Origin of the sequence: Colwellia sp. BRX10-4 (genome assembly GCF_014077465.1) — a bacterium.
GTDB lineage: Bacteria > Pseudomonadota > Gammaproteobacteria > Enterobacterales > Alteromonadaceae > Colwellia_A.
In genome coordinates this window covers 346,951-362,988 of sequence record NZ_JACGVZ010000001.1, presented here as the reverse complement: position 1 = coordinate 362,988, position 16,038 = coordinate 346,951, and the positions used below count along the sequence as shown (strand labels likewise).

Below are 16,038 nucleotides of genomic sequence, written 5' to 3'. Positions count from 1 at the left end.
GTCAACTATATCGTTGAATGGTCAGCGAGCCAATGAGTTTTGTCATTTATGCGTAGTAATCTATACCAGTTGACGAACCTTTAACCAAATGCAGCGTTTGAGTATCACTTAAATCTAAAAATTCATTCTCGTTACCGTTACCGTTACCGTTACCTTGGCGACCTTCACCGAGTTCTTCTTCATTCTTTTGTTTACTTTGCTGTTCGACATTCGCATCACCGACATTCACGCCACTTTCAGCAAGCATCTCTCTTAATCGCCCTAAATTTTGATCGAACACTTCTTTAGCCTGCTGATTTTGAACAGTAAAATTAACAACCGCTTGCTCATTTTGCAGATTTATTTTTACGTTCACATTCCCTAATTCTTGTGGATCAAGACGAATTTCAACCTGCTGAAGCTTTTGGTTCATCATCACCATGACTTTATCATTCAATGCGCCAGTAAAGTCTTTACGGTATACCGATAAGGCTTCATTTTGTAACGCTGTCACTTGCTTGGCATTGGTTGCTGATTGGGCTGTCGATTGCACATGGTCACTGGTTAATTTGGTGATCATCTCCTCCGCAGAAGCCGTAGATTTGGTTACTTCATTATTGGCTCGATGCATATCTCTATTAAGAGTATTCTCAATACTTGTGCTTATTTGTTTCTTATCAAATATTTCATTAATGGTTTTTTCTTTGACTTGAGCGTCATTGTTAGCCACTTTATCAAGCTGAGTTAAGCTTTGTGCCTGCTTTTGGTTTTGTTGCTCTGCAGATTGATCTTTAGCTAGCTCTTTAAATTGTTCACCGGCATTTAAATTTTGTGTTTCAAGGGTTTTCTGGTTTATCTGATTAACCGCACGACTATTATTTGCGTTTTTTTCCTGAGCTTGTTTTTCACCTGGAACAGCTACACTTGAAAAAACAATATTATCCGTATTGACCTTCTCAGCATCAATTGCTATTTCGTTAACCAAGCTTTCATTTTTAAGGGTTACAGGTAATACCGCTCCAGCCAACTCTTTATCGACCGACGTTTTACTATTGCTGATACTTTGATTACTTTTGTCAGGAATTACAGCTTTGTCCTGATTGGCGTTAAGTGCAGCTTTAATTTGTTCAAGTTCAGTATCCGTGGGCGCTTTTTCCATATCCGCTAATAGCGCTTCAAGATCACTTAAAGGCATCGCCTGTTTCGGTACATTATTGGTTTTATCTACAATAGGCTCTGCTTTTAACGACGTTTCGCTTTGAGCAGGAGGAACGGTTTGAGTGGAAAGTTGGCTATTAATATTCGTTGTTTTTAGTGAGGGATCTTGCCCTTCACTGTTTGTTTTTTTCTCCAATAATGCGGATAAGACTAATTCAGCTTCCCCTTGCACAACTTTATCAACAACGACTTTGGGTTCGCTAACTAGGTCAACTTTCTTTGATGGCATTTCACTGTTAACCTTTACTGGAACGGTTAATGATTTAGCTAACTCCGGCGCAACGCTATCTTTTGCTAAGATATTATCACTGGTCGCTACATTTTCTTGGCTATTGCCACCAAGCACTTGCCTTAACATTGCTGCTAACTGTGTTTTTTCTTGTTGATGACTACCAGCCACAACTATTGATGGTTTTTCATTAAGTTGTGATGGTATCACACCATCATTTTTCACCGTATCATTTAATAGTTGTTGTGACGCAGATAACAACGACATTAATTGCTCGGTACTCTTATCTGTATTTTCAGGTGCGGTGGAATTAGTATCAAGATTACTTAATCCGCTAGCTTTGTGTTCCGGTGTCTCTTCTTGGCTATTTTCTACTCGAACATTTTTTTTACGTGTCGCTGTATCATCATAAGGTAATCTTTGTGAAGCTTCGCTTTGGTTAATTTCTGTATTAACGTTCTCATCAGAAACTCCACCCATTTCCTTTTCTTTTGGTTGAACATCCGTTTTTGAAAATTTTTCTTGGGATGCTTTCTTTTCAGCATTAATTTCGCTAGCAAGTTTCATGTTATTGCCACTTGCCTGTTGCTTTTTGCCGCTTTGTTGACTTTGATAATGCTGGTCAACCATTTGTGCAAAATCTTTAGATGAATTTTTGGATGTGCTAATCGCTCCTGACTGAACAGGGCTAAAGTCCTTACTTGGCGAGATATCTATGGCTAATGGAGTAACTTGCGGCATAGTAAACCTTTTTATTTCAATGGTAAATTTGAGCTATATTTACAATGATGACAACGTCGTTTATTGCGAATACTTTTTATATTAGTTAAATAAGCAAGTATTGTTCCACTTAGAAATTACAATTTAATTCACTTTATCCCCGCATTTTACGACGGACAAATTGTTGAGTAGCAATTTCATCAAACATTTTTTGTTCTTGCTTGTTAGCGATAAGAGTCAGCGCTTGTGTTTTTTTATCAAGCAATAGTTCTACCGCTTGAATTTTTTGTCGCTGCGCTAGCCAGAGCTGTTTGCTCTTCTCCACCATCGCCTTACTCTGCATAATCGCAATATCAACTTGCCCAGCAGCATAATCGAGCTTAGCAATAAAGGCATGAAAATGACTAAACGTCGCGCTATCAATACCCACCATAGAGCGAGCATTCAAACGTTTCATATATTCAAGACGATAGTCACTGACACTTTGTAAACGTTCAAGATTTTGTTGGTATTCAAATTCAGCAGTTTGCAGTGCTTGCGCTGCTTTTTTTTCTTTATCCTGTTCATAGCGATGTAAGGTATTCAGTTGCTTTAATGGCATAACGTCCTCCTAGATAATGCTAAACAGCTAATAAATTTTTCGAAAATAGTGTTAACGTTATTATGTTTAGGCATTTTGCTGGCCTTGTTTTGCTTGCGCGTGTGCTTGCGCTGCAGAAAGTATTTCTTGAAGTTGCGTTAAGCTTTGATCATAAGGAATAATTTCCAACATTTTTTGTTGTAGGAAGAACTTGATCACCGGCATTAAATCAATGGATTGATCAATGCGAGGATCATTACCACGGCTATAAGCGCCAATAGCAATCAAATCTTTATTTTGCTGATAGAGTGAGTAGACTTGCTTTAGTTGCCGAGCAAGTTGTTGATGCTCATCACTGGTCACCATCGGCATAACACGGCTAATCGAGCCTTCAATATCAACAGCGGGGTAATGCCCTGAATCGGCTAAGGCACGAGATAAAACAATATGTCCATCTAAAATAGCACGCGCCGCATCAGCAATCGGATCTTGTAAATCATCACCTTCGGTTAATACGGTGAAAAATGCGGTAATTGATCCCTGACCATCGCCACCATTACCGGCTCGTTCAACCAGTTGGGGTAACTTTGAAAAGACCGAGGGCGGATAACCTTTGGTTGCCGGTGGTTCGCCGACAGCCAGTGCTATTTCTCGTTGCGCTTGGGCATAACGCGTTAGCGAGTCAACCAGTAACAAGACATTCAGACCTTGATCACGAAAGTACTCAGCAATTTGTACGGCAGTTTCACAGCCTTTTAAACGCATTAATGGCGAATTATCGGCAGGCGCCGCAACAACAACTGAACGCGCTCGCCCTTCTTCACCTAAAATTTCTTCGATAAACTCTTTAACTTCTCGACCACGTTCGCCAATGAGCCCCACAACGATAACATCAGCAGTTGTGCCACGTGTCATCATACCTAACAAGACACTTTTACCAACACCTGAGCCAGCAAATAAGCCCATACGCTGACCAATACCAACCGTTAAAAAACTATTAATAGCGCGTACACCAACATCAAGTGGTTCAGTAATACCACGCCTTGATAACGGATTAATCGGCTTATTGTTTATTTGATAATTGCCTGAGTTCTTGATTGGCCCTTTGCCATCGAGTGGTTTACCAACACCGTCAACGACACGGCCGAGTAAATCCATTGAAAAGGGTAAGCGAGCTTTAGTTGTTAGTGGCACAACGCGTGCACCCGGTAAAACGCCTTGTAAGCTTTGCTCTGGCATTAGAAAAGTTATGTCTTTGGAGAAACCAACAATTTCAGCGATTAAATCGCCTTGCGCCGTTTCGACTAAACATTGGCTGCCAACTGCCGCTTTTACGCCAACAGCTTCAAGCGTTAATCCAACTACTCGGACTAAACGCCCAGCAACAGAGACTTTATGCGGGTGCACAAACTCTTGGCAGTTTTTTAGTCTTTCATTAAGGCGAGAAATATCAACCATAGCGGTATTTTGACTCTTTTGTACAAGAAATTACTGATGTAGTGCATCTTGCAAAAACGAGTCCAATACTTCTTTTATTCGAGATTTAACACTAAGGTCAATATTAGAGGTGCTATTTTCAATTTGACAACTACCCGGAACTAATTGCGGAGCAGCGAGTAAACGCCAACCTTGCTCTTGCACATGTTTAGCGCCAAATTGCTTTTCAACACGCTTAATATCGTTGGGGTGTAATAAAATTTGCGTTTGTGCTTCTTGGCTAGGTAACGCTTTTATACCTGCAGAAATCGCAGCAATAATAATATTAGGATTAGTTTTAGCTTCTTCTAAGGTAATCGCTTCAGTGAGTTCTACCACAAGATGAAGTAATTGTTGTTCAACATTTTTTTCGACATCGAGTAATGGCTTATGAAGCTGTTCAGTAAGTGACGCCCATGCAGCTGATTGTTCATCGATACTTTCTTTTGCTTCAGCTAAGCCAGTTTCAAGGCCTTCTTGGTGACCGAGTACCACACCTTCTTCATGGCCAGAGACTTTACCTTCTTCATAACCTTTCGCAAAACCTTCTTCCTTGCCTTGATTAAGGCCTTCATCAAATGCAGCTTGACGAATATTTTCAATATCTTCTGCCGTTAATGGCGCGATTTCTTCTTCAACAAAATCTTCAGGGGGCTCGAAACGCCAAGCGACTTTCTTTCCCATAGCATTGGTTGTTTCATCTTTAATTTTATTTTCAGATTCAACTGTCGGCAATGACCAAACATCGGTTTCTTGTTCGGCATTATGTTTAATAACTTCAGCATTCGATTTATTTAATAATTTCATAATATTTTATAACAGTAAGTTTTGACTGACCTAAAAATATAAGGTTTATAAGAACTCATCACCGCCACCAGCGCCACCAAGCATAATTTCTCCAGCGTCAGATAATCGTCGAGCAACAGATAATATTTCTTTTTGTGCGGCTTCAACTTCACTAATACGCACAGGTCCCATAGCTTCAAGGTCATCTACCAGCATTTCAGCGGCACGTTTGGACATATTAGCCATAATTTTTTCTTTCAGCACATCATCTGCGCCTTTAATTGCTTTCATCAACGCATCTTGTTGTACTTCACGTAATATCGCTTGAATACCACGGTCGTCTACATCGGCAAGGTTTTCGAAAACAAACATCAAGTCTTGAATTTGTTGACTCATCTCTTCGTCATGTTCACGAATTGAATCCATTAGCATACCTTCAACATTGGTATCCAAATAGTTCATAATGTCAGCTGCTGCTTTCAAACCGCCCATTTTAGCGGCTTGTGCACCTGCTTGACCGGCAAACTGTTTTTCCATAATTTCATTAAGTTCTTGTAATGCTGCCGGTTGAACTTCTTCAAGGTTGGCAATACGCATCATTAAATCTAAACGCACTTTTTCGGCAAACTGGCTCATAATTTCAGCCGATTGATCAGGGTCTAAATAGGAAAGTACAATGGTTTGAATTTGAGGATGCTCGTTACGAATAATATTGGCTACTTGTTTTGAGTCCATCCATTTCAATGAATCTAAACCTTTTGCACCGCCTCCCATGACAATTTGATCAATTAAATTACCGGCTTTGTCTTCACCTAATGCTGCAGTTAATGCCTTGCGAACGAATTCTTCACTTTGGAAGCCAATGGTACTGAAGTTTTGTATTTCATGGATAAAGAGCTTATGAACAGCGGTAATTTTTTCTTGGGTGAAATCTTCCATGGCAGCCATAACCATGCCCACTTGTTGAACCTGCTTAGGCTCTAAGTGTTTTAATATTTGCGCGGCATCTTCTTCAGATAAACTTAGTAATAATATCGCAGCTTTCTCTGCACCATCTAGTTTGTCAACGTCAAACCCCTTAGGTGCAGGGGCTAACTCTTGCATTTCATCACTCATCTTCGTTCAACCAACTTTTAACCACTTGAGAGGAAAGTTCAGGCTCATTAGCAACAAGCGCTCGAACAGCTTTTAGTATATCTTCATCGCGATGTAAATCAGGTAATTGTAAACTACCATCAGGTGCAAAACCTACTGCCGCCGCATCAAAATCTGATGTTAGCATATCCATGGTTTCATCACCCAAATCAATGTGGCTATCAAGTGATTTATCACCGTAATCATCAGGTGTTTGATCAGGGTTAATAAGACGTTTAAGCATAGGTTTAACAACGGCAAGTATCAATACAATAATAACTAATGCGCCCATACCTAATTTGAAAAACTTTAATATATCCGGATTCTCATAGAAAGGAACTTTAGGAGCATCCTCAATAATTTGACGAGAAAATGGTAAGGTAACGACTTCTAATACATCACCACGTTGTAAATTAAAACCAATACTCCCTTGTAATAAGCGACGAATATTTGACATTTCTTCAACAGATCTCGGTGAATCGGTAATGACGCCTTCAGCATCAGCAGTTGCCAAGTAATCAAGTGCAACAGAAACGCTTACTCGACGAACGACACCAGCTTGCTGCTTGGTATGGCTAATGGCTTCGTCTAATTCATAATTTTTTGTTGATTCAAGGTGTTTACGACCAGGCATTGATCTTTGTTGTGCACCACCATTAGCATTTTCTGGAATATTTGAATCAAGTGGTGGTTGATTGCTTAATGCTCCTGGAATACCACCCAGTAAACCACCGATAGTGCTGTCTTCCACTTTCATTTCACTACGCAATGCTGGTAAATCTGAATTATAACGACGCTGCATTTCTTCACTTGAGGTGAAATCCATAGTCACATTAACTTGTGCGGTGTAGCTCCCTAAGCCAACGACAGGGATGAGTATGCTATCTATTTTGTTTAAATATTCATTTTCTCTTTTTTTCTCCATTTCAAATTCTTTGCGTGAGCGAGAAGAAACAGAGGTTTGTGAACCAGAATTAAGTAAACGACCATTTTGATCTGTCACTGTAACTCGGTTAGGCTCCATCCCCTGAACGGCAGAAGCAATAATATCAACAACAGAGTCAACTTCTTCTTCAGATAACATCCGCCCTTTACGCATAGTTAATACCACAGTGCCCGATGGGCTGCGGGTACGTTTAGCAAAAATATTTTCACGGGGTATCGCCAGTAAGACTTTTGCTCTAGAGATAGATTGCAGTTCTTCAATGGTGCGAGCCAATTGCTGCTCACGAGAAAACTTGAGACGTTCTGTTTCAAGGCGCTGACTGACACCAAAACCCATATCCTGCATAATAATTTCACTACCTTCTGTTGGTTCATCAGATAAACCTTCACGGGCCAGTAAAATTTTAATTTCTTGATATTGATCACTTTGTACTGAAATAGTGTTGTTTGCTTGACGATAATCCACTTGGTTAGCGTCTAGAAAGTCCATTGTTTTGATTAATTGTTCGGTAGGTTGTTTGGCAAGAAATCTATATTCGGCTTGATTGGCCCACATAATAACAAAAACAGCAATAGCTAAACATATTGCCAATGCCATAATTAAGGTGACTTGGCGTAATAAGTCGACATTACCCATAGCAGAAGCAAAGCCTGATTTTTGCTCATCAGCCATATTATCAACACCATCACTTGCCATTAGCCCGGTGCCGCCATCGCCAGCAACCATTGAATTATTATCAGCCACTTAATTTCTCCACTACCACTTGATTTTATTACGAAATACTATCTATTTTATACAAAGGTATTGTTAAACTGGCATATTCATTATTTCTTTATATGCTTCAACAAACTTATTACGTACTTGTACGGTGGCATCAAAAGCAATACCGGCTTTAGCGGAAGCAACCATGGTGTCAGCAAGCGTAACGCTACGGTCGCCCATTTCAAAAGCTATTTTCTTTGCTCCAGACTCTTTTTGAATATCATTGACATTATTCACCGCATCTTTAAGCATATCGCCAAAATTACTGGTCGACTTGTTTAGCGCTGGAATAGCGCTGTCTTCCATGCCAAGGTTATTGCCCATTTTTTCAAATGAAGCCCCCTGCAACGAAGAGTTTCCAAGCGACATACTTTGCATTTGTGCGTATAAAGAATTGGTATCGATATTCATGAGCTACTCACTTGTGTCAATTTTTTGCTACTAAGCCTATAAATAACGGTTTAAGTAACGATATAACGATGATATTGCAAGCATGGTGCCAGTATGAGAATTAAAGAATTATCGAGGCTGTGGAAGGTTTAATCAGTGGAAACTGCAGATAGCAGTAAAGCCAATATTTTAAATGAAAATATTGGCTTTATAGGAATATTACCGTTTTTAGCGATTGTTAGGCTGGTATTTGAATGCCCGAATCACGCATTCTTGCTATTTTATAGCGTAGCGTTCTTGGGCTAATGCCTAATCGTTCAGCAACATCTTTACGGCTACCTTGGCAAGCGGTGAGGGTATCAAGAATAATTTGATGCTCTTGTATTTTTAATTCATTACCAAGCATGTCTTCGCTATTATTTTCTAACGCCACATCAGTAATAATTTCACTGTCGAAATTTTCAATTAACAAGTCACCAGCATTAATAATCTGGTCGCTATGCAAAATAATGGCTCGTTGAATAACATTGTCTAATTCACGAACATTGCCTGGCCAATCGTAACTCATCAGTTTATTTCTCGCCGAAGCGGTTAGTTCTGGAATAGCCATGTTGTTCGCTAACGATGCTTGAGTAATTAAATGTTTGGCTAATGGCACAATATCATCTCTGCGTTTATTTAATGCTAACCACGTTAATGGAAAGACATTTAAACGGTAGTAGAGATCTTCACGGAAGATACCATCTTTTACAGCCACTCTTAAATCACGGTTGCTGGTTGCGATAACACGAACATCAAGCTTAATAGTTTTACGACCCCCTAAGCGTTCAACTTCTCGCTCTTGTAAGACCCGTAAAATTTTTGCTTGTAAGCCGAGATCCATTTCTGTGATCTCATCTAATAAAATGGTACCGCCCTGTGCTTGTTCAAATTTACCCGGGCACGCTTGAATGGCTCCGGTAAAGGCACCTTTTTCATAACCAAATAAAGTCGCTTCCAGCATGTTCTCTGGAATTGCAGCACAATTTATAGCAACAAAGGGCTTATCACTTCGGTTCGAGTGATAATGAACGTATTGTGCTAATACTTCCTTACCAGAACCACTGGGGCCAAGCACCATAACAGAAGCATCGGTGGTCGCGACTTTCTTTGCTAACGCCAATAGTTCAATACTTTGTGCGTCGGCAACCACAGGTTCATAGCGACTAGTCACATTCAATGGCACATATTGGTTGACCATATTGAGCAGCACTTCTGGTGCAAAAGGTTTTGCCATATAGTTACAGGCCCCATCACGCATCGCTTGAACAGCATCATGAATCGTACCGTATGCCGTCATCATCAGCACAGGTAAATTTGGCCAGTTTCTTTTAATACTATTGAGTAGTGTTAAGCCCGACATACCATCCATTTGCACGTCACTAACGACGAGATCAACACTTTGTTCTTTAAGCGTGAGTAAAGCATCTTCACCTGATTGAGCTTCAATACATTGATAACCTGATAACTTTAAAGTATCCATCAGGGCTTCACGTAATCCTGCATCATCTTCAACAACTAATATTTTACTTTGATTCATTAGTGTTCTCCCCGTTAACATTGTTTGTGTCTAGAATAGGTAAGTGAATACAAAAGTGCGCGCCCTCTCCTGGCTTACTCACTAAGCGAACGTCGCCTTGATGAGCCTTAGCAACTGACTTTACCACCGCTAAACCTAAGCCGGTTCCCTGTGCCCTTGATGTATAAAAAGGTTCAAAGATTTTATTGGCAAGCTCTTCACTAATACCTTGACCATTATCTTGTACACTAATATAAGCGTATTCATTTTGGCAGTAGGTGGTAATAGAGATCTCCGCACCCTGCTTAATAACTTGTAAACTGTTGTGAATTAAGTTTTCAATAGCACCGCTTAACGCACGTTTATTACCTAAGATTTGGCAATCATCATCACAAAGCTTAATGTTTACTTTCGCTTTGGCCTGAACAATTAATGCTTCTACGGCGTTAACTGAATGGGTAATCAATTTATTAATTGAAAGTGGTTCAACAACTTTTTGCTTGCCACTTTTTGAAAACAACAACATATCGTTAACTTGTTGTTCTAGGTCGTGCAAGCGCGCCATTAATTTGTCTTGAAAGCTACTTCGATCGTCTGAAGAAAGCTTTTTATTTTTTAAATTTGCGCCATATAACATAGCAGCAGAAAGCGGTGTGCGAATTTGATGAGCAAGCTTTGAAACCAAATGACCTAATGACGATAAACGCTGCATATGGCTAAGCTTATCTTGTAATAAACGCGTTTCGGTCAAATCAGTGATCATAATTAACTGGCCAGGTTGATCACCTAAAGCAGTAATTTCTAATTTAACTCGGCGGCCGTCTTTTAATGACACTTCATGCCAATCGTCGGCACGAGGTTTAAACGAGCGTTTAATAACATCAAACCAAGCTTGACCAAGAATCGGTTCATCGAGTAACAAACTAGCAATTTTATTGGTTTTAATAACAATACCGTTACCATCAAGCATTATCATCCCGGTCGGCATAACATCAATAATTTGCTCAAGTTGATTAGACTTTTGACGAAGTAACGATAGCTCGCCACGGTATGCTTCACTTTCTAACGTATCGCTATGGGCAAATGACTGCGGAGTAAAAGCAAACTTAGCTTTATGAAACAGATTATCGTCCACACAATGAATGGGTGTAGACAATTTAGAAGATGCTGATGAATGTGAAACTGCAACGGCCATATACTTTACTCAATTTAGAAATACCAACTGAATAAAGCATTAACTATGCCAAAGAGGTTTTTTATTAATTTACATGATGTTAGAAGCTATTTTTAGAACAATTCTTGCCGTCAAAGATTTGGCTTTACTGTCTAAAAGCATTCAATTCAGCCAAAGATAAAGACGCTAACCCTTGCGATACTTTCCAGTACAACGGCTGTTGTGATAACGGATATAACATTCAATATCTATGATTAACCTAGGATATTAGTTAATGTTTTTTTGTAAGTTATACTTACGCATTTTTTCAACTAATGTGGTTCGACGCATCCCTAATAATTCTGCCGAGCGTGCAACAACCCAATCATTTTTCTCAAGTGCTTGGTTTATCATCGACACTTCAAGGTCTGCTAAATATTCTTTTAAATTCAAGCCAACGTTTGGCAAAACATCAACCACAGATGCTTCTTCTGGTTGGTCATCAAAACTGCTGGTATCTTCTTCGTCATCATAATCAAAGCCAGAAAATAGCTCATTTATCGCATCACGTTCTTGCAACTCATCAGGGTATTCAGGTTGATACTCTTCAACATCGATATGACGATACTTTGCCGGTAATTCACTGACATTAACCACTTGCTCAGCAAACATAATGATCATACGTTCAATTAAGTTAGATAATTCTCGAACATTACCTGCCCAAGCATGTAATTTTAAAGATTCAATCGCTTGCTCAGTAAAACGAACACTTTGTCCTTGCTCTGCTTCAAAACGAGAAATAAGTTCTTTAATTAGTAATGGAATATCTTCTTTTCTATCACGTAATGCTGGTGTTTCAATAGGAAAAACATTAAGACGATAGAATAAATCTTCGCGGAATGTGCCCGCGGTGATCATATCTTCTAAGTGCTGATGGGTTGCAGCAATAATACGAACATTGGTTTTAATACTCTTTGCGCCACCGACACGCTCAAAAGTACGTTCTTGCAGAACACGAAGTAGCTTCACTTGCATGGGTTGAGGCATGTCACCTATTTCATCAAGAAATAACGTGCCACCCTCAGCCATTTCAAAACGTCCTTTACGGGTAGAAATAGCGCCCGTAAAGGCACCTTTTTCATGACCAAATAATTCACTTTCCAATAATTCACCGGGTATAGCGCCACAGTTAACCGGAACAAAAGGCCCCTTAGCGCGGTCAGATAAATTATGAATATTACGTGCGACAACTTCTTTACCCGTACCTGACTCACCTAAAACCAAGACACTGGCTTGCGTACAAGCAACTTGTTCAATTAAAAAGCGCACTTGTAACATAGGTTCACTGGCGCCCACCAAAGAGCGGAATAACAAATTAGGGCCGTTGTGGTTTCGCTTTGAGGGTAATTGGTTATGGTATTGATGACAGTGGTGTACTTGCTCAGTAAGCTGAGCATAATTTAAAGGCACCGCTAAACTGCCTAAAACATTAACAGCACCACTTAATAAAGTAGCGTCGAGTACATCATGAAGGATAAAAGGTGTTTCAGGGTGTTTTTTAACAAAACCGACCAGTAAATCACTGACCTTGCCACACAAAACCACCGTAAGAATATTATCAGTTTCTTTAAAATACTGCTCAATATCATCTTCAGGACACACATGAAAATGTTCACCGACAAATGATAATACGGTCGCTATTTGATCGCGTCTGGCAATGTCGTTATCAACGACAAGTACATGTTTTTGACCCTGCATATATCTAAAAAAACCATATTTTTGTTATCTATAATTTTATTCTAGCGAGATATTCTAAACAAGCAACAAAAGATTGACGCTAATTGGTCATTAATTTGACAAAAAATAAGAGATATATAATTTAATAATAAAAATAGTAATGAAACTAGCGAAAAACCATAAGAATCAATAAAAAATAATTGATACGCTATTGTGTCTTATTGTAACTAGGCACATAATTTGCTTATTAAAATATATATTATTAGCAAGTCATTCGTTTACCGTGGCTATTAAAAATAAGCTAGAATTTGTGGGGATAAATATGACAACTATGTTTGATAATAAGAGTATTCTTATTACTGGCGGTACAGGTTCGTTTGGCAAGCTTTATGTTAAGACATTACTTGAACGATATAACCCTAAAAAAATCATAATCTATTCAAGAGATGAGTTGAAGCAGTTTGAAATGCAACAAGTTTTCAATCAACCTTGTATGCGTTACTTTATTGGCGATGTAAGAGATGGGAACCGCTTAAGAAGAGCAATGAAAGGGGTTGACTTAGTCATTCATGCAGCTGCATTAAAACAAGTTCCTGCCGCTGAATATAACCCCATGGAATGTATTAAAACAAATATTAATGGTGCTGAAAATGTCATTGAAGCGGCTCTTGATAATGATGTAGAAAGGGTTATTGCTCTATCCACCGACAAAGCCGCGAATCCGATAAGTCTTTACGGTGCAACGAAATTAGCTTCTGATAAGTTATTCGTTGCAGCGAATAACATGAGTGGCGGTCACAAAACATTATTTTCAGTAGTACGTTACGGTAATGTTGTTGGTTCTCGTGGCTCAGTGGTTCCCTTTTTTCAAAAGCTTGTTAACGAAAAAGCCCCCATCACGGTTACCCATGAAGAAATGACTCGTTTTTGGATCACTCTGCAACAAGGTGTAGACTTTGTTTTGAAGAACTTTGAACGCATGCTCGGTGGCGAAGTTTTCGTTCCTAAAATCCCTTCAATGCGAGTGATGGATTTAGCAAAGGCGATGGCGCCTAGATCAACTATTGATATTATTGGCATTCGTCCCGGTGAAAAGTTACATGAAATAATGTGTCCTGCCGACGATTGTTACCATACTTATGAATATGATGACCACTTTGTTATTGCTCCAAGTATTAGCTTTTCAAGTAGAAGTAATGACTTTACACACAATGCCTTAAATGAAACGGGGGCAGTTGTTGAACCTGGGTTTGAATATAATTCAAAAAATAACAAGCACTTCTTAACCGAAAAAGAACTTATCAGTTTTAATCATATGGCTGAAGAATGATCCCTTACGGTAAACAAAAAATCAGCCAAGAAGACATCGATAGCGTTATTAGTGTTCTTTCTTCTGACTTTTTAACTCAGGGCCCTCAGGTCCCTTTATTTGAAAAAAAGCTAGCCAATTATTGTCAGACTGACTTTGCCTGTGCGGTAAATAGCGCAACGTCTGCATTGCATATAGCTTGCCTTGCATTAGAGGTTCAAGCTAATGATATAGTTTGGACTTCGCCGATTTCCTTTGTAGCTTCGGCTAATTGTGCGCTTTATTGCGGAGCATCTATTGATTTTGTCGATATAGATATTACTACCGGAAATATTTGTGTATTGGCTTTAAGAGCAAAGCTAGAGCAAGCTAAAATTACCCATACACTTCCGAAAGTAATTATCCCTGTGCACTTGGCTGGACAGTCATGTTTGATGCAAGAAATTAAAACATTGAGCCAACAATATAATTTTACCATTATTGAAGATGCTTCACATGCAATTGGTGCGTATTATCAAAATAAAGCCGTTGGAAATTGCCAGTATTCTGACATTAGTATTTTTAGTTTTCATCCAGTAAAAATTATTACCAGTGCAGAAGGAGGCATGGCATTAACCAATAACCCGGAATTAATTGAAAAGTTACGTTTATACCGGAGCCACGGTGTTACTGCTGATCCACAGCAATTTAAAGGTGAAAGCCACGGTCCTTGGTATTACCAACAAATAGCTCTCGGCTATAACTACCGAATGACAGAGCTGCAAGCTGCGCTTGGTGTTAGTCAATTAACTCAATTAGATGTTTTTGTTAAACAACGAAACACCTTGGCACATGTATATGACCAAGCTTTCGCTCAAACCGACCTAACACCATTAACACCAACCGCAGATAACTATTCCGCTTATCATTTATATATAGTTTTACTTCCACAAGCTGATACAAAACAACACCATAAAATGATCACACGATTAAGAGCCGCAAAAATTTTTGCTCATGTTCATTACATTCCTATTCATACTCAGCCTTATTATCAAGAGTTAGGTTTTAACTGGGGGGATTTCCCTATCGCTGAAGATTATTACCATCGTGCTATATCGCTCCCCTTATACCCAGAACTAACGCGTGAAGATCAACAATATGTTATTGATACTGTAATAAATTTATTATGAAACTCGCCTTAGGTACAGTTCAATTCGGTATCGATTACGGTATAAGTAACCGACAAGGGAAAGTAGTCCTCCACGAAGTAGAAAACATCTTATCTTTGGCGAGAGCTCATGGTATTACCACCTTAGACACGGCGGCCGCTTATGGTGATAGTGAGCAAGCTATTGGTACATTAAATGCTAGTAGCGGCTTTTCCATTGTTACGAAAATTCCCACTTTAGCAAAGGTCACGTCGACCATAAGTGATTTGCTAGAAATCAGTTTAGCCCATCTTAAAACTAAGCAAGTACAAGCTTTGATGTTTCACAGCGCTAAGGATTTATTAGGAGCAAAGGGTGAACATTATTATCAGCAAGCGAGCATATTAAAACAGCAAGGAAAAATTAATCAGCTTGGCGTGTCTGTGTATAACCCTAAACAATTGGATAAACTTATGCAAAAATTTGATCTTGATATCGTTCAAGTGCCATTAAACTGCATGGACCAACGCTTTACTAACACTGAACTTCGCCAACAATTACAAACAAAAAAGATTGAAGTACATGTTCGCTCTGTTTTTTTACAAGGCTTGTTACTGATGCCATTACCTGAACTTGCCCCTTACTTTCAGCCATTCCACCCTCAGTTAAATAGTTTTCATTCTTTATGTAAACAATTAAATTGCCAGGCGTTAACGTTAGCTTTATCAATTATTCATCAAAATCCATTTATTAATAAGGCAGTCATAGGTTGTTGTTCAACACAACAACTTGAACAAATTATTGAGCATTATTATTTAGCAAAGAAACTCAGTAAAACGCACAAAAATGCCATTGCACAACTATCCTGTAGCAACGAAGCATTAATTAATCCGAGCAACTGGTCGATACAATATAAGTAACTATTTATCCATAA

General features: G+C 39.0%; 13 protein-coding genes. 3 read left to right on the top strand and 10 right to left on the bottom strand.

Translation table 11 applies throughout. The features are described 5' to 3' along the window. Positions 1 to 46: 46 nt before the first annotated feature. From H4J67_RS01695 to H4J67_RS01650, 10 genes are all read right to left on the bottom strand, one after another. Positions 47 to 2,167, bottom strand: coding sequence for a flagellar hook-length control protein FliK (locus H4J67_RS01695; RefSeq protein WP_182202675.1), 2,121 nt, complete (start codon positions 2,165 to 2,167; stop codon positions 47 to 49). A gap of 133 nt (positions 2,168 to 2,300) precedes the next feature. After that, positions 2,301 to 2,747 (bottom strand): flagellar export protein FliJ, encoded by a 447-nt coding sequence (gene fliJ / locus H4J67_RS01690; protein ID WP_070374629.1) that lies wholly within the window; start codon positions 2,745 to 2,747, stop codon positions 2,301 to 2,303. A gap of 66 nt (positions 2,748 to 2,813) precedes the next feature. Further along, the gene (fliI, locus tag H4J67_RS01685; protein WP_070374630.1) at positions 2,814 to 4,184 is read right to left on the bottom strand and encodes a flagellar protein export ATPase FliI; all 1,371 of its coding nucleotides are present in this window, start codon (positions 4,182 to 4,184) and stop codon (positions 2,814 to 2,816) included. Positions 4,185 to 4,214: 30 nt separating this feature from the next. Continuing rightward, a complete protein-coding gene (fliH, locus tag H4J67_RS01680; RefSeq protein ID WP_182176137.1) occupies positions 4,215 to 5,009 on the bottom strand; it encodes a flagellar assembly protein FliH in 795 nt (264 codons plus the stop codon). A gap of 45 nt (positions 5,010 to 5,054) precedes the next feature. Next, positions 5,055 to 6,104 (bottom strand): flagellar motor switch protein FliG, encoded by a 1,050-nt coding sequence (gene fliG / locus H4J67_RS01675; RefSeq protein WP_182176138.1) that lies wholly within the window; start codon positions 6,102 to 6,104, stop codon positions 5,055 to 5,057. Then, on the bottom strand, positions 6,097 to 7,794 hold the full coding sequence (gene fliF / locus H4J67_RS01670) for a flagellar basal-body MS-ring/collar protein FliF (RefSeq protein ID WP_182176522.1): 1,698 nt from the start codon (positions 7,792 to 7,794) through the stop codon (positions 6,097 to 6,099). The genes fliG and fliF overlap by 8 nt, the downstream gene beginning before the upstream one ends. Positions 7,795 to 7,875: 81 nt before the next feature. Then, entirely contained in the window at positions 7,876 to 8,241 is a 366-nt protein-coding gene (gene fliE, locus H4J67_RS01665; RefSeq protein ID WP_182176139.1) for a flagellar hook-basal body complex protein FliE, read from the bottom strand. A gap of 217 nt (positions 8,242 to 8,458) precedes the next feature. Next, positions 8,459 to 9,799, bottom strand: a complete 1,341-nt coding sequence (locus H4J67_RS01660; RefSeq protein WP_182176140.1) for a sigma-54 dependent transcriptional regulator — start codon at positions 9,797 to 9,799, stop codon at positions 8,459 to 8,461. Beyond that, positions 9,786 to 10,973 (bottom strand): PAS domain-containing sensor histidine kinase, encoded by a 1,188-nt coding sequence (locus tag H4J67_RS01655; protein WP_182176141.1) that lies wholly within the window; start codon positions 10,971 to 10,973, stop codon positions 9,786 to 9,788. Before H4J67_RS01655 ends, H4J67_RS01660 begins: the two co-directional genes overlap by 14 nt. Before the next feature lie 246 nt (positions 10,974 to 11,219). Beyond that, positions 11,220 to 12,689, bottom strand: coding sequence for a sigma-54 dependent transcriptional regulator (locus H4J67_RS01650; RefSeq protein WP_182202673.1), 1,470 nt, complete (start codon positions 12,687 to 12,689; stop codon positions 11,220 to 11,222). 310 nt (positions 12,690 to 12,999) lie between these two features. On the opposite strand from H4J67_RS01650, the gene pseB reads away from it, so the two are divergent. The 3 genes from pseB to H4J67_RS01635 are packed head-to-tail and all read left to right on the top strand — an operon-like array spanning position 13,000 to position 16,024. Continuing rightward, positions 13,000 to 13,998, top strand: a complete 999-nt coding sequence (gene pseB / locus H4J67_RS01645) for a UDP-N-acetylglucosamine 4,6-dehydratase (inverting) (protein WP_182202775.1) — start codon at positions 13,000 to 13,002, stop codon at positions 13,996 to 13,998. Further along, positions 13,995 to 15,146 (top strand): UDP-4-amino-4,6-dideoxy-N-acetyl-beta-L-altrosamine transaminase, encoded by a 1,152-nt coding sequence (pseC, locus tag H4J67_RS01640; protein ID WP_182202671.1) that lies wholly within the window; start codon positions 13,995 to 13,997, stop codon positions 15,144 to 15,146. Before pseB ends, pseC begins: the two co-directional genes overlap by 4 nt. After that, entirely contained in the window at positions 15,143 to 16,024 is an 882-nt protein-coding gene (locus tag H4J67_RS01635) for an aldo/keto reductase (RefSeq protein ID WP_182202669.1), read from the top strand. The genes pseC and H4J67_RS01635 overlap by 4 nt, the downstream gene beginning before the upstream one ends. The last annotated feature ends 14 nt before the right edge of the window (positions 16,025 to 16,038 follow it).

What these genes read in the sequence shown, in the direction of transcription:
- H4J67_RS01695 (WP_182202675.1), bottom strand. Translation starts at nt 2,167, where the DNA reads ATGCCGCAAGTTACTCCATTAGCCATAGATATCTCGCCAAGTAAGGAC.
- fliJ (WP_070374629.1), bottom strand. Translation starts at nt 2,747, where the DNA reads ATGCCATTAAAGCAACTGAATACCTTACATCGCTATGAACAGGATAAA.
- fliI (WP_070374630.1), bottom strand. Translation starts at nt 4,184, where the DNA reads ATGGTTGATATTTCTCGCCTTAATGAAAGACTAAAAAACTGCCAAGAG.
- fliH (WP_182176137.1), bottom strand. Translation starts at nt 5,009, where the DNA reads ATGAAATTATTAAATAAATCGAATGCTGAAGTTATTAAACATAATGCC.
- fliG (WP_182176138.1), bottom strand. Translation starts at nt 6,104, where the DNA reads ATGAGTGATGAAATGCAAGAGTTAGCCCCTGCACCTAAGGGGTTTGAC.
- fliF (WP_182176522.1), bottom strand. Translation starts at nt 7,794, where the DNA reads ATGGTTGCTGGCGATGGCGGCACCGGGCTAATGGCAAGTGATGGTGTT.
- fliE (WP_182176139.1), bottom strand. Translation starts at nt 8,241, where the DNA reads ATGAATATCGATACCAATTCTTTATACGCACAAATGCAAAGTATGTCG.
- H4J67_RS01660 (WP_182176140.1), bottom strand. Translation starts at nt 9,799, where the DNA reads ATGAATCAAAGTAAAATATTAGTTGTTGAAGATGATGCAGGATTACGT.
- H4J67_RS01655 (WP_182176141.1), bottom strand. Translation starts at nt 10,973, where the DNA reads ATGGCCGTTGCAGTTTCACATTCATCAGCATCTTCTAAATTGTCTACA.
- H4J67_RS01650 (WP_182202673.1), bottom strand. Translation starts at nt 12,689, where the DNA reads ATGCAGGGTCAAAAACATGTACTTGTCGTTGATAACGACATTGCCAGA.
- pseB (WP_182202775.1), top strand. Translation starts at nt 13,000, where the DNA reads ATGTTTGATAATAAGAGTATTCTTATTACTGGCGGTACAGGTTCGTTT.
- pseC (WP_182202671.1), top strand. Translation starts at nt 13,995, where the DNA reads ATGATCCCTTACGGTAAACAAAAAATCAGCCAAGAAGACATCGATAGC.
- H4J67_RS01635 (WP_182202669.1), top strand. Translation starts at nt 15,143, where the DNA reads ATGAAACTCGCCTTAGGTACAGTTCAATTCGGTATCGATTACGGTATA.